Origin of the sequence: Kitasatospora sp. NPDC093679, assembly GCF_040683455.1 — a bacterium.
Lineage (GTDB): Bacteria > Actinomycetota > Actinomycetes > Streptomycetales > Streptomycetaceae > Kitasatospora > Kitasatospora arboriphila.
In genome coordinates this window covers 21,728-35,144 of the sequence record NZ_JBFBDW010000061.1, presented here as the reverse complement: position 1 = coordinate 35,144, position 13,417 = coordinate 21,728, and the positions used below count along the sequence as shown (strand labels likewise).

The 13,417-nt window shown below is 72.3% G+C and carries 11 protein-coding genes and 1 tRNA gene; 7 read left to right on the top strand and 5 right to left on the bottom strand.

The features are described from left to right. The first annotated feature begins 37 nt into the window (after nucleotides 1-37). The 3 genes from AB0O09_RS33215 to mscL all read left to right on the top strand — a co-directional run bounded on the left by AB0O09_RS33215 (nucleotide 38) and on the right by mscL (nucleotide 1,409). Nucleotides 38-346 carry an FmdB family zinc ribbon protein gene (locus AB0O09_RS33215; RefSeq protein WP_363548384.1) on the top strand — a complete coding sequence of 103 codons (309 nt, stop codon included), beginning with the start codon at nucleotides 38-40 and terminating at the stop codon, nucleotides 344-346. A gap of 287 nt (nucleotides 347-633) precedes the next feature. Continuing rightward, nucleotides 634-915: a hypothetical protein gene (locus AB0O09_RS33210; protein WP_344625952.1), complete on the top strand. Its 282-nt coding sequence runs from the start codon at nucleotides 634-636 to the stop codon at nucleotides 913-915. A gap of 77 nt (nucleotides 916-992) precedes the next feature. Continuing rightward, nucleotides 993-1,409, top strand: coding sequence for a large conductance mechanosensitive channel protein MscL (mscL, locus tag AB0O09_RS33205; RefSeq protein ID WP_363548382.1), 417 nt, complete (start codon nucleotides 993-995; stop codon nucleotides 1,407-1,409). A gap of 53 nt (nucleotides 1,410-1,462) precedes the next feature. On the opposite strand, the gene AB0O09_RS33200 is transcribed toward mscL, so the two are convergent. Together AB0O09_RS33200 and AB0O09_RS33195 are read right to left on the bottom strand one after the other, a co-directional pair. Continuing rightward, the gene (locus AB0O09_RS33200; RefSeq protein WP_363548380.1) at nucleotides 1,463-1,687 is read right to left on the bottom strand and encodes a hypothetical protein; all 225 of its coding nucleotides are present in this window, start codon (nucleotides 1,685-1,687) and stop codon (nucleotides 1,463-1,465) included. 108 nt (nucleotides 1,688-1,795) lie between these two features. Further along, the gene (locus tag AB0O09_RS33195) at nucleotides 1,796-2,677 is read right to left on the bottom strand and encodes a sigma-70 family RNA polymerase sigma factor (RefSeq protein WP_344625982.1); all 882 of its coding nucleotides are present in this window, start codon (nucleotides 2,675-2,677) and stop codon (nucleotides 1,796-1,798) included. A 453-nt stretch (nucleotides 2,678-3,130) separates the two neighbouring features. On the opposite strand from AB0O09_RS33195, the gene AB0O09_RS33190 reads away from it, so the two are divergent. The 4 genes from AB0O09_RS33190 to AB0O09_RS33175 all read left to right on the top strand — a co-directional run bounded on the left by AB0O09_RS33190 (nucleotide 3,131) and on the right by AB0O09_RS33175 (nucleotide 10,281). Next, a complete protein-coding gene (locus AB0O09_RS33190) occupies nucleotides 3,131-4,057 on the top strand; it encodes a phosphatase PAP2 family protein (RefSeq protein WP_363548378.1) in 927 nt (308 codons plus the stop codon). Between the two features lie 307 nt (nucleotides 4,058-4,364). Beyond that, complete coding sequence (gene murJ / locus AB0O09_RS33185) at nucleotides 4,365-6,377, top strand: murein biosynthesis integral membrane protein MurJ (RefSeq protein WP_363548376.1); 2,013 nt, start codon at nucleotides 4,365-4,367, stop codon at nucleotides 6,375-6,377. A gap of 339 nt (nucleotides 6,378-6,716) precedes the next feature. Next, nucleotides 6,717-8,984 (top strand): N-acetylmuramoyl-L-alanine amidase, encoded by a 2,268-nt coding sequence (locus AB0O09_RS33180; protein ID WP_363548375.1) that lies wholly within the window; start codon nucleotides 6,717-6,719, stop codon nucleotides 8,982-8,984. Nucleotides 8,985-9,147: 163 nt separating this feature from the next. Continuing rightward, nucleotides 9,148-10,281 (top strand): serine hydrolase domain-containing protein, encoded by a 1,134-nt coding sequence (locus AB0O09_RS33175; RefSeq protein ID WP_363548373.1) that lies wholly within the window; start codon nucleotides 9,148-9,150, stop codon nucleotides 10,279-10,281. Nucleotides 10,282-10,490: 209 nt separating this feature from the next. On the opposite strand, the gene AB0O09_RS33170 is transcribed toward AB0O09_RS33175, so the two are convergent. The 3 genes from AB0O09_RS33170 to AB0O09_RS33160 all read right to left on the bottom strand — a co-directional run bounded on the left by AB0O09_RS33170 (nucleotide 10,491) and on the right by AB0O09_RS33160 (nucleotide 13,186). Then, nucleotides 10,491-10,563, bottom strand: a tRNA-Arg gene (locus AB0O09_RS33170). 191 nt (nucleotides 10,564-10,754) lie between these two features. Beyond that, a complete protein-coding gene (locus AB0O09_RS33165; RefSeq protein WP_363548371.1) occupies nucleotides 10,755-12,260 on the bottom strand; it encodes a hypothetical protein in 1,506 nt (501 codons plus the stop codon). Next, nucleotides 12,257-13,186: a hypothetical protein gene (locus AB0O09_RS33160; protein WP_363548369.1), complete on the bottom strand. Its 930-nt coding sequence runs from the start codon at nucleotides 13,184-13,186 to the stop codon at nucleotides 12,257-12,259. Before AB0O09_RS33160 ends, AB0O09_RS33165 begins: the two co-directional genes overlap by 4 nt. Nucleotides 13,187-13,417: the final 231 nt, after the last annotated feature.

Below are 13,417 nucleotides of genomic sequence, written 5' to 3'. Positions count from 1 at the left end.
TTAGCACTCATCAGGCGAGAGTGCCAGGAGGAAGCAAGTGCCCACGTACCAGTACCAGTGCACCGAGTGCGGCAACGGCCTGGAGGCGGTGCAGAAGTTCACCGACGAGGCGCTGACCACGTGCCCCGACTGCCAGGGGAAGCTCCGCAAGGTCTTCTCGGCCGTCGGCGTCGTGTTCAAGGGCTCGGGCTTCTACCGCACGGACAGCCGCTCCTCCTCCAGCAGCTCGGTGAGCTCGGGGTCGTCCTCGACCTCGTCGTCCACCGGCTCGTCCTCGGGCTCGACGTCCTCCGCGCCGGCCGCCGCGTCCTCGGGGTCGACGGCCTCGGCGCCGGCCGCGAGCTGAGTCTTCGCACCGGAGGCCCGGTGCCGCACTCCCCCGTGGAGAGCGGCACCGGGCCTTTGCGCGTGCGCCGGGGGTTGCGGCTGCGCCAGGGGTCCTGCCTGCGCCCGGTACGCGACTGAGCAGGCGCGCGGCAATTGATTGCGCCGTTCGGGTGAGGCGGGTTTTCCACAGGCCGGGGTTTTCCACAGGAAATCGGTCGGCAATTCCGGAGGTGCCGGGCTCGGCGCATTCTGCTGTCCGCGGGCCCGGCCGGGTCCGCGGACCGCCGACCGGAGGCCGCCGACACCGTGACCACCCACCTCGCTCCCCCGCCGCCGTGCTCCGTCCCGCCCCGCCGGAGCGTGCCCGACTTCCCGCCGATCCGCCGCGGCTCCGGCGGCCGTCACCGACTGCAGCAGGCAGTGCGCCACCGCCCCGGGGTGCTGGCCGCCGGGCTGCTCGCCGCCGCTACCGCGCTCGCCGCCGGACCCTTCCGGCCGGGCCCGCCGCCGATGGCGGCCGCCTCCACGGCGACCACCGAGCCGGGGGCCGCACCGCGCTGCACGGGCACCGCCCCGCCCCCGCACTGAGCGGCGGGCGGGAGTGCTCCCCGAAATCCGGCGTGCCGATTTCCTGACCCCCCGATCCGCTGTGGTGTCGTTGCGGGATGAAGGGTTTCAAGGAATTCCTGCTCCGCGGAAACGTCGTCGATCTCGCGGTCGCGGTGGTGATCGGCGCGGCCTTCACGAACATCATCAATGCGTTCGTGAAAGGCATCATCAATCCGATCATCGGCCTGTTCGGCACCAAGGACCTGGCGTCCTACCGCTCCTGCCTGAAGGGCCCGTGCACCCTCGCCGCGGACGGGTCCGTCTCGTCCGGCGTCTTCATCCTGTGGGGCGAGGTGCTCAGCGCGGTGGTGCAGTTCCTGATCACGGCCGCGGTGGTCTACTTCGTCTTCATCCTGCCGATGCTCCACTTCATGGCGAAGCGGAAGACCGCGGAGGAGGAGGTCCTGGAGGCGGAGGAGAAGGAGGTCGTCCTGCTCACCGAGATCCGCGACGCCCTCGTCCGCCGGGGCTGACCGACCGCATGGCCGCCGGACGGACCCGCGCCGGGCCGCAGCACCCGCGGGAGCTAGTCGCCGTGGTGCGGGGGCCGCTGGTTCAGGTACCAGTCGAGCCCGCGGGCCGAACCACCGCCGGGGCGCTCGCCCCAGCCGGCGTCGGTGTCGTCGGCGGTCTGCCGGTCCAGCGGGTCGCCGAACACCAGCCGCGCCGCGGACGGCCCCTGCCGCCCCGGCTTCTTCGTGCCGGGCTTCCCGCCCGGCTGCCCGTCCTGCTCGACGGTCCGCTCGCCCATCGTCCTGCCTCCCGCTGTCCTCTCCACCAGCCTAGGTGGTGCCGGACGGCCGCGGGCCCCGGCCCGGGGCACTGCCCGGACCGGGGCCCGCGAACGCCGCTCCCGCGGTCAGGCCGCCTCGAAGCCCGCATGGTCCGCGATCTTCTTCAGCTCGGCCAGCGCGTGCTTCTCGATCTGGCGGATCCGCTCACGGGTGAGCCCGTGCTGCTTGCCGACCTCGGTCAGCGTCCGCTCCCGGCCGTCCTCCATGCCGTACCGGGACCGGATGATCGACGCCGTCCGGTCGTCCAGCCGCCCGATCAGGTCGTCCAGCTCCTCGCGCCGGAGCATCACCATGACGGCGTCCTCCGGCGAGACGGCACCGGTGTCCTCGACGAGGTCGCCGAACTGGGTCTCGCCCTCGTCGTCGACCGACATGTTCAGGCTGACCGGGTCCCGCGCCCAGTCGAGCACGTCCTTGATCCGCTCCTCGGTGGTGTCCAGCTCGGCCGCGATCTCCGCGGGGTCGGCCTCACGGCCCAGCTCCTTGGACTTCTCGCGCTGCACCCGGCGGATCCGGCCGAGCTCCTCGACGAGGTGCACGGGCAGCCGGATGGTGCGCGACTGGTCGGCGATCGACCGGGTGATCGCCTGCCGGATCCACCACGTCGCGTACGTGGAGAACTTGAAGCCCTTGGCGTAGTCGAACTTCTCGACCGCCCTGACGAGGCCCGCGTTGCCCTCCTGGATGAGGTCCAGCAGGGGCAGGCCGCTGCGCGGGTACCGGCGGGCCACGGCGACGACCAACCGGAGGTTGGACCTGATGAAGACGTCCTTGGCGCGCTCCGCGTCCTCGGCTATCGCCTCCAGCTCCTCGCGCCTCGCACCCTCGGGCAGGGCGCCCTCGTCCAGCAGGTGCTGGGCGTACACCCCGGCCTCGATGCGCAACGAGAGCTGGACCTCCTCGGCGGCGTCGAGCAGCGGCGTCCTGGCGATCTCGTCGAGGTACATGCCGACGAGGTCGCGGTCGGCCTCAAGGTTGGTCGGCCGGGCCGAGCGAGTCCGGTCGGCCCTGTCGCGAACGACGGCACGAGTGGCCATGCTTGCTCCCTTGCTGGATTGCCGGGTCTGGCTGCTACCGGGTCTGGCGGCGCGGCTCGCGCGGGGCTGCGCTGCTCATACAAGTGCGGGCCTCCTGGAGGCTCACACGTAACGATCCAACGCGCAGAAATGGGACAACATTCCCAACTCACTCAGATTTTCGCGCCTCATGCAGTATCCTGCCGATTTTCATCGAGGCGATCGACGCTCCGCCATCGAGCGGCCACCATGCGCAACAGTCGCGGGCGCTACCGCCTCTTCCAACGAACAACACCTCCCGATCGCACCTTCTCCGCACAAAAGATGCCGAATCGCGATCGCGCCGGGTCCGCTCCGCACACCGCCACTGGGAAGGTGTCTGCCATGCACCCGTCCGCCGTTCCCGCCGCCCGTCGGCCCGTCGCCCGACACGCCCTGTGGGCGCTCGGTGGCACTCTGTTGTTCGGGGTGCTGCTCGGGCTGGTGGCGAGCGGCTGGGGGCCGCTGACCCGGCTCGACCAGCACTGGGCCGGCGCCCTGCACGGCTACGCCCGCCGCCACACCGCGTGGACGGCCTCGATGCAGACGCTGGGCGACATCGACGGGCCGGTCACCATGCGGGTGCTGCTGTTCGGTGCCGCGGCCTGGCTGTGGGCGATCAGGGCCCGCACCCTCGCCTCCTGGGCCGCCGTCCAGGGCGCCCTCGGCTGGGCACTGGCGATCGGCCTCGCGGACGCCGTGGGCCGGAACCGCCCGCACTTCGCCGACCCGGTCGCGCACGCCCACGGCGCGGCCTTCCCCTCCGGACACGCCATGGCCTCCGGCATCACCTGCGCCGCCCTGGTCGCCCTGGTCTGGCCGCTGGCCGGGCGGGCGGGCCGGATCTGGGCCGTCGGAGCGGCCGCCGCGGCGGTCCTGGCGGTCGGCTGGAGCCGGATCGCCCTGGGCATCCACTGGCCGAGCGACGTCCTGGCCGGATGGCTCGCCGCCGCGGCCCTGCTGGGCTGGGCGACGGTCGCCGTGGAGCTGTGGCGGCCCGGTGCGCTGGCCCGGGACTTCCGCCGCGTCGACCGGCGGACCAGGCCCCGCGTGCAGCGCGTGCTCGCCCGCGGCACGCCCACCGGGAACGCGGACGAGGCCGGCGACGAGGACGGTGACGACTCCGCCGACGGCAGCGGCGGCGGGTCGGCCCGACGTGCACGCGGCGACAGGAACAGCAGGGACGACGGGGACGACCTCGACGACCCCGGTGGCCGCGACGTCCCCCGCGGCGCTGCGGACGAGGCCCCGGTGCCCCGCCGACGCAGCTGACGTGCAGTGATAAAGCTCACACGATCGGGCGCCACCCCGGCGGTGAAGGGACGACGATGACGGCCGATCACTCCGAACGGATTGCAAGCTTCGCCGACATAACCGGACATAGGGTCACAATCCATCACCCTTCACGCCGCCGGGCCGTTCCGACCCCCGATATCCTCCGTGGGCGCAGGGCTGCCGCCCGCGACACCGGCCTCCCCAGGGAGTGCCGCGGTTTGGCAGACTGCTCCGGTTGGGTGCACCTGTGCGGAGGCCCCACAGCCCCACCGCCCAGGCACCGAGTGACGGGGATCCGATGACCATGAACACCACGGGTGAGTCCCCCGACTCGTACGCCCACCCGGACCCGCCCACCATGGCCCTGCGCAAGATCCCGCCGCAGCCTCCGGAGGCCGGGTACACCGGCGATCCGTCGCAGGCCGCGGGCCCCGGGTACCCGGGGGTCCCCGCCCAGCCGGGCGTGCCGCCGCAGCCGGGCGCCTTCCAGCAGCCCGGCGTACCGCCGCAGGCGCCCACCACCGTCCCCGCGCAGCGCCAGGCCGAGGGCGAGGCCCCGGCCGCGCCCGCCGCCTCGGTCGGCCGCAGCGGGCTGATCATGGCCCTCGGCACGCTCTCCTCGCGCGCCCTCGGCTTCGTCCGCAGCGCGATGATCATCGCCGCGCTCGGCGCCGCCGGCCTCGGCGACTCCTTCAACGTCGCCAACTCGCTGCCGAACGTCGTCTACATGATGCTCATGGGCGGCGTGCTGGCCTCCGTCTTCGTCCCCGAGCTGGTGCACGCCGCGCAGACGCACAAGGACGGCGGCGTCGCCTACACCGACCGGCTGCTCACCCTCTGCGGCGTCATCCTGGTCGTGCTGACGGCGGGCGCCTGGCTGCTGGCCCCGACGATCGTCGACCTCTACTCGAACTTCGACGGCGCGCAGCGCGACCTGACCATCGCCTTCGCGCGGTACTGCCTGCCGCAGATCTTCTTCTACGGCGTCTTCACCCTGCTCGGCCAGGTGCTCAACTCGCGCGACCGCTTCGGCGCGATGATGTGGACGCCGGTGCTGAACAACGTGGTCGCGATCGCGGTCTTCGGCCTCTACATCCTGGTCGGCAACGACGCGGACAAGGCCGAGCAGATGACGGCCGGCCAGACCATGCTGCTGGGTCTCGGCAGCACCCTGGGCATCGTCGTCCAGGCGGTCGGCCTGCTGCCCTCGCTGCGTTCCTCCGGCTTCCGCTTCCGGCCGCGCTTCGACTGGCGCGGTGCCGGTCTGACCAAGCCGATCCGCGCGGCGAGCTGGGCGCTGCTGCTGGTCGTGGTCACCCAGCTGTCCTTCGCCGTGATCAGCCGGCTGAGCACGGGCGCCGGCGTCCGTGCGGCGAAGGACGGCCTGACGATGGGCCTCGGCAACTTCGCCTACACCAACGCGTACCAGCTGTTCGTCGTCCCGCAGGGCGTCATCACCATCTCCCTGGTGACGGCGCTGCTGCCCGGCATGTCCCGGGCCGCGACCCGGGGCGAGCTGACGAAGATCGGCTCGGACCTGGCCGGCATGCTGCGCTCCTCGGCCGCCATGATCGTCACGGCCACCGTGCTGTTCATCGCGCTGGCCCCGCAGATCGCCGACATCGCCTACGGGCACGGCAAGGTCACCTCGGCCGACTCGTGGGTGATCGCCCAGACGCTGATCGCCTTCGCGATCGGCCTGCCGGCCTTCTGCGCGCAGTACGCGCTGTCCCGCGGCTTCTACGCGATGGGTGACGCCAAGACCCCGTTCTGGCTGACGGTGGTGTCGACCACGGTCAACTCGGGCCTGTCGGCGGTCGCGTACTGGCTGCTCAGCCCGCGCTGGATCATCATCGGCATGGCGGGTGCGCAGAGCATCGCCTGCCTGGTCGGTGTCGGCCTGACCGGCTGGGCCCTCGGCCGCCGGCTGCGCAAGCCCGTTCCGTCCGCCGTCCCCGCCTCGGCCCCGGCCGGCCCGGACGCGACGATGGTGCTGGGCCTGCGCCGCAACGGCAAGCCTCGCAGCGGTCTGGACGGCGGTTCGGTCGTCGCCCTGCACCTGGCCATCACGGCGGCCTGCCTGCCGGGCGCGGCGGCCGCGGTGTGGCTGTCCGGCCGGATCTCCGACGCCACCGGCGGCGGGATGCTGAGCAGCGTCGTCGGCCTGGCCGCCGGTTCGCTGGCCGTCCTGGTCTCGCTGTTCGCCCTGGCCCGTCCGCTCGGCGCGGGCGCGGCGGTGGCCCCGTTCGCCCGCAAGCTCCGCATCCCGTACCCGGAGCCGGCCGCCGCCACGGGCAACGGCAAGCACCGCCGCTGAGGCCCTGTCGATCCCGGCGGCGCCGGGGTCCTCGTCCGGTCCGACGGCCCGGCGCAGCACTCCTGCGCCGGGCCGTCGCCGTACGCCCGTCTCCCGTTCGGAGCAGGGCGGTTCGCCCCGGCGGGTGGATGCCCGTTGCGGAGCCCCTGCCCGGCCCGTTGGACGGGTGCGGTCCCCGGTGGCCGGTGGACACCCCACTGGGCCCCGGTTCCGCGTCGCCCGCCCCGCGTCGGCACCCGCGGAGTCCCGACCGGGACCTCCCGGCGGGTGCTGCCGCGGCGGGCTCCGGACGGGTCCGGCTCCACGGCCGGAACGGGAACGGGAAGGCCGCTGACTCCGTTGACTGCCGCACGCAGGGCCGGTCGAGGGCCCGCCGGGGCCGCACACCACCGCAGGCACGGCCGGCGGCTGCCGCTGGCGATCACCGCGGCGGCGGCGGTCTCCGCCGCCGGCCTGGCCCTGCCGGCCGGTGCCGCAGCCGCGCAGGGCAGTGCGGAGGCCGCGCCTGCCGCTGCTGCCGCCGCGCCGGTCGCGGCGGCAGCGGGGTCCGGCGTCCTGCAGAGCCGGTTCGCCGACGCGGCCGCCGAGTTCGGGGTGCCGCGGAGCGTCCTGCTGGCGTTGTCGTACCAGCAGACCCGTTGGGAGTCGCACCACGGCGAGCCGAGCACCACCGGCAACTACAACGTGATGGGCCTGACCCGGGTGGACCCCGCCGCGGTCACCCGGGCCCTCGCCGCCGGGCCGGGTCCCGAGGCGGACCTCCGCGGCGACGACTCCCCCGCGCGGCGGGCCGCGCCCGGGGTCCGGGTCGAGGACGGCCCGGCCCTGCACACCCTGGAGCGGGCGGCGGAGCTCCTGCACGAGCCCGCGGAGCGGCTGCGGACGGAGCCGTTGCAGAGCATCCGCGGGGCGGCGGCCCTGCTGGTGGCGTACCAGCGGGAGGCCGGCAGGCCGCTGTCGGGCGATCCGGCGGCCTGGTTCGCGGCGGTGTCCCGCTTCAGCGGGTCCCCGGCCGGGCAGGGCGGCGACGACTTCGCCGACCGCGTACTCGGCACGGTGAGGGCAGGAGCCTCCCGGGTCACCTCCGACGGGCAGGTGGTCACGCTGTCCGCCGCCCCGGCCGTGGCCGCCGCTCCCCCGGTCGCCAAGCGCCCCGCCGGACCTTCCGCCGGGCCATCCGCCGGGCCCTCCACCGAGCAGGGCGGCGCCGGGCGCAAGGGTCCGTCGGACGAGAACGCACCCGGCCCGGTCGAGTGCCCGGCCGGCCTCGGCTGCGACTTCCGGCCCGCCGCCTACGCACTGATCAACGCCTCGGACCCGTCCTCCTTCGGCAACTACTCGGTCGCCGACCGCCCCGCCGACGGCCAGCGGATCGACCGCATCGTCGTCCACGACACCGAGGGCGGCTTCGAGGGCTCGATCGCGGCGTTCCGGCAGCCGGCCACGCAGGCCAGCGCGCACTACATCGTGCGGTCCTCGGACGGCCACGTCACACAGCTGGTGAGCACCGGGAACGTCGCGTGGCACGCCGGCAACAAGACCGTCAACATGCACAGCATCGGCATCGAACACGAGGGGTACGCGTTCCCGGCGGACAAGGCGACCTGGTACTCGGAGCAGTTGTACCGGTCCTCGGCCTCGCTGACCCGGTACCTGGCGGACCGGTTCGGCGTACCGCTCGACCGGCAGCACGTCATCGGGCACGACGACGTCCCGGGCCCGCGCCAGCAGGACCTCTCCGGCATGCACTGGGACCCCGGCACCTTCTGGGACTGGAACCACTACATGGACCTGGTCGGCGCGCCCGTGCGGGCCGGCACCGGCGGTCCGGTCGTGGTCGGCGGCACGGTCACGATCGCCCCTGCCTTCGACTCCGGCAACACGCCCCCGGTGGACGGCGCCCCGGCCCGCCCGGAGAACTTCGTCTACCTGCGCACCGCCCCGAGCGCGACCGCCCCGCTGATCGGCGGCGGCACCACCCGGGCCTCCGACTGGCGGGCCAAGGCGGTCGCCGGCACCGGCTACGTGGTCGCGGACCGGCGGGGCGACTGGACGGCGATCTGGTACGGCGGTGTGAAGGGCTGGTTCGACAACCCGCACGGCCGGAGCGCCGCCGCGGACGACCGGCCGGGACGGACGGTCCTGGTGCCCAGGGCCGGCCGGACCTCCGTCCCGGTGTACGGCAGGGCGTACCCCGAGCGCGCCGCCTACGCCCCGTACCCGGCCGTCGCCGCGGTCTTCGACCCGGCCGGCCTCGCGCCGACGCCCTACACCGCGGCGATCCCGGCCGGACAGGGCTACCTCGCGGCGGCGGACCGGCCGGTGCACGGCGACTACTACTACGCGCGGAACATCGACGGCGACGCACCGGACGACCGCACCCTGGTCGTCGGCCGCGACCTCTACTACCCGATCCGGTACGACCACCGGCTGGCGTTCCTGAGGTCGACCGACGTCGTCGCGGTCACCGCGGCCACGGCCGCGGGCGGTTCCGTCCCGGTGACGCCGAAGCGCCTGCCCGACCCCGGCACCGGCCGCACCGGCACCGCAGGCATCGTCGCCGGCGACCGCCGTGCACCTGGAGGGCCCCGGCGCCACCGACGGTGACCTCCGCGGCCCCCGGACCGGCCTGCGCCCCGGCTGCGCCACCGGGGCGCCCGCTCCGACTCCGAACGAGTGGACTCGCCGCGGCGGGTGCCGGCGGGGCGGGAGGTGCAGCGGACCGGGGTGGTGATGTTGCCGTCCGAACCCGTGATCCGGAAGAGGCGCCGTGCGACGCACCCCCCACCACCGGCTGTTCGCCGCAACGCTGTTCGCGGCGTCCGTGCTGGCTCCCATGACACCCGCCCCCGCCACGACCGTCCACGCCACGACCCTCCACGCACCGACCGTCCGCGCCGCGGGCGTGGGGCGGTACGACCCGGACGATTGCCCACCGGACGGTCTCGGCCCCGAGCTGACCGCCCGTCTGGACAGCACGATCGAGGACGTCCGCCGGCAGGCGGGCATCCCGGGCGTCGTGGTCGGGCTGTGGATGCCGGGCAGGGGAAGCTACGTCCGCGCGACCGGTATCGCCGACACCGCCACCGGCAGGCCGATGGCCGTCGACTCGTACGTCCGGATCGGCAGCGAGACCAAGACCTTCACGGTCACCGCGCTGCTCGAACTCGTCGACCAGCACCGGGTCGGCCTGGACGACCCGATCTCCGCCTACGTCGACGGCGTGCCGGACGGCGGGCGGATCACCCTGCGTCAGCTCGCCGAGATGCGCAGCGGCTTGTTCCCGTACACCTTCGATCCGGGCGCGGCCTTCAAGTACTCCAACACCAACCTCGTCCTGCTCGGCCTGGTCGTCGAGAAGGTCAGCGGGCAGCGGCTCGCCGACTTCGTCCAGCGGCGGGTGCTCCGCCCGGCCCACCTGCGCCGCACGCTGTTCCCGCGGGGCGCCGAGTTCCCCGAGCCGCACCCGCGCGGGTACACCGACCAGACGTTGAGCGGGGCGGTCGAGGACGTCACGGACTGGAACCCCAGCTGGGCCTGGGCGGCCGGGGCGATGATCTCCGACCTGCAGGACCTGCGCCGCTGGGCCGAGGTCGTCGCCACCGGACGGCTGCTCAGCCCCGGGACCCAGGCGGAACGGCTGAAGACCCTGCCGACGGGCTTCCCGGGCACCGGTTACGGTCTCGGCATCTTCGAGACGAACGGCTGGATCGGCCACAACGGTTCGATCCCCGGCTACGAGACGGTGACCGTCTACCTGCCCTCGCAGCGCGCCACCCTGGTCGTCATGATCAACACCGACGTCCTCAGCCAGGGCCAGGAACCCTCCACCCTCCTCGCCCGGGCGATCACCGCGATCGCCACCCCGGACAACGTCTACGCCGGCGCCGTCCCGCCCCACTGACCCGCCGAGGCCGATGCGCCGAGACCGACCCGCTCCCGCACCTCGTGACGCCCCTTCCGATCGGGACGCACCTGGCCCACCACATCGAGCCCGGCGCCGCCGACGACGGGCACGGGAGGGGCACGGCAGGACCAGCGGCACGGAACGGCGAAGGCCCAGGTCGGAGGGCTTCACCCTCTGGCCTGGGCCTTTTCGTGTTCCTGGTGCTGTGCCCCAGGCAGGATTCGAACCTGCGACACCGGCTTTAGGAGAGCCGTGCTCTATCCCCTGAGCTACTGAGGCGGGGATCTGTAGGAAAATGTGCAGGAAATTGCGACGGAAGCCGCGATCCCGGACACATCGGTCCACTGATCCAGCGGTGCGCCAGCGGACCAGCGCGCCGCCGTCAGTGTAGCGGGTGGAGGTGCGCAGGCGAGGGGGTTACCCGCCCGGCGCCGAGAAGGCAGCTGCCCAGCCGCTGGCCGGGCAGCTGGTCACCTGCGGGGCCCACCTACCGTGCCGAGGGCGATGGAGTTGATCATCCAGGCGAAGCCGAGGTAGATGAGCAGAGCTCCGGGGGCGCCATAGGCGGGCAGGCGCTTGTCCCAGTGGGAGTAGTCGAGGGTGCAGTTGGTGGACTCGCTGTCCTGGCGGAATCCCTTGAGGCGGTCCCCGAGGTCGGTGTTCGGCGGGATCTGGCGGAGGTGCTCACAGCGGTTGAATTTCGGTCGCTTGGTTCTGGGGTCGAGTGCCCTGTCCTCCTTCGTCTCATAGACGGGGATCAGCTCGATGTGTGGTCCGTTCCTGCAGGGGATCTCCACCGCGTGGTAGAAGCGGTGGCTGTTCACTCCGGAGCGCATCGGGAGTTCCCGGACGGGTAGCGGCGTATAGATGGTCTGCCCGTCGACGGAGATGTGCCGCTCGCATGACCGGCCCGCTGCCGCGTAGACGTCGTGGATGCAGTGGTCATAGCGGTACTTGTTCAGCGGCCTGGGGTTGATTCCGTCGTGCTGTGGTGTGTAGACGACGATTCCGCGGGCGACGAGCCTGGCCCGGTGGGTTCCGCGCCAGGCGGTGTCGAGCACGGCAGCGATGACGCCTGGCGCACGGTCGAGGATCTCGTGAGCGAGGCGCAGGGCCGTGCTCGCCTCCTCCTCCCTGTCCGGGTCCTCTTCCGGGGACCTGTGGCGGGCGCCGTCGGCGTTCAGGATGATTCGGCTGTGAGGTCTCTCTGACAGGCGTACGGAGAAGGAGACGATCTTCTTTCCGTAGACGGCCCTGTCGCCACCCTCGATCTGGATTCCGGCGTCCGGATCGACTCTGTGCCGCCGCATCTCGCCGGTCTTCTCGTCGATGGTGAATTCCTCGGTCTGGTCCGAAGGGGGCCTGACGACGGTGGCGTCGCCGTTGATCACCTGGCTACGGTCCGGGCGCAACCAGCAGCCGCGGGGTCTCTCCTCCGACAGGTAGCCGAGAGCGATGGCCTGTTTGATCCAGGAGTCCCGGGAGGCTTCACGGAGCTGAGGGAGGGCGTCGAGCATTTTGTGCCGGTACTGCAGCCAGTGATGGCGCTGAGGACCGGTTTCGGGGAGGGAATCGGCTTCCTCGTCACCCAGGCACCGTCGTACTCCTTCACGGACGACTTCCCAGATCGTCTTGTGCTGGAGGTTGGCTTCGGCGGAACGGGCCGTATTGAAGACGGATATGGCACAGACGTAGATGAGGAAGACGTAGGGCGGATAGTGGGGGGTGCGTCCGCGTGTCCCCGGCTCCTTTCGGGGGAGAACTGCGGTGGCCACCTTGTACAGGGCGGGATTGGCGACGACGAGCTCCAGCCGTTCGATCTCCGGGATGTTCCGGGCCTCGGGACCTTTGGGTTCGGGATCGAAGCCGGCCGGGCTGAAGATGTCCCGGGGCGTGGGGCCGAGGACCCAGTCGGGCTCTTTCTTGGCCTTGGCAGCCTTCTTGAGTTTGCGCGGGGAACTGGTGGATGGGCTCACGTGCCGGCCTCCTCTGCGGAGGGCCGCCACTGGTAGCCGGCCAGTCGGGCTGCACCATCGAGGGAGGACAGGCCGAAGCGGAGAGCGACGTCGGCGATCTGACCGGTCTGCTCGAGGACCTTCGCTGCGAGCCAGCTGGAGACGTCGTGCGGGGCCGCCGAGCGGCCCTCAGCCGCGATGCCACCACTGCGGACGATCTCGCCGAAGGCGGTGCACACGCTGGCCTGGCGGCGGTAGGCGGGTGAGTCGGCGATGGTGGCGAGGGTTCCGAAGCCGTCCGAGCCAGAGTGCTTGACGATGAATTCGGCACGCAGGCGCAGGACTCTGATGCTCCAGTCGTCGTCGAGCGGGCAGTAGCGGGCCGTGGTGTGGGTGGTGCCGCAGGCCCAGACCCGGGCGTGCGGGAAATCGAGGTCGCTGACGGTGGTGTAGCCGATCTCGCCGGTGTGCAGGCCGGAGAGCAGTAAGCCGAGGACGGCGGCGTGCCGGGTCTGGGGCATTCCCCGTTCGGCGTGGAACCGTAGCTCCTCGATGTCGCGGTCGGTGAGCGCGCCGGCGTGCCGGGGCGCGGACCGCGGGATGGGTGGAAGGTCCAGCAGCGGTGCTTTCGTCGTCAGGCCGAGATGCCGGGCCTCCGCGAACAGGGCGTCGACGCCCGACTTGCGGACGCGGCGCGTGCTGTCGGCGGGTGTGGTAATCAGTCGCCCCTGGCGGTCGCGTCCTGGGGCGTCCGCGAAGGTCTGAGCGATGGCGTCTGTGATGTCGTCCAGCCGAGTGATGCCCAAGGCCGTACTGAACTGCAGTAGGCGCTCGCCGACCTTGATGTAGGACTCGGCGGTCTGGGCACTCAGGCTCCCGCGTCGGACCGCCGCGTCCCACTCGCGTACGACGCGGAAGAAGGCAGAACGAAGGGTGATCCTAGACATGGAGACCTCCCGCTCGCTCGCAGGAGTGCCGCTGAACAGCGCTCATGATCACTGGATTAGACGAAACGTGTGGGGTGCGCGGCTGAGTCGCGCTACGGTGACTGGTGGCTCTCGCCTTGTGTGAGGGCACGCCAAAGCCCCCTCTCTCGTGGGCTCTTTACCCGCGGGGAAGTGATGGGTTTTCGGTGAGGGTCCGGAGGCGCCGAACCGGCCAAGGAGATAGCGCCTCCG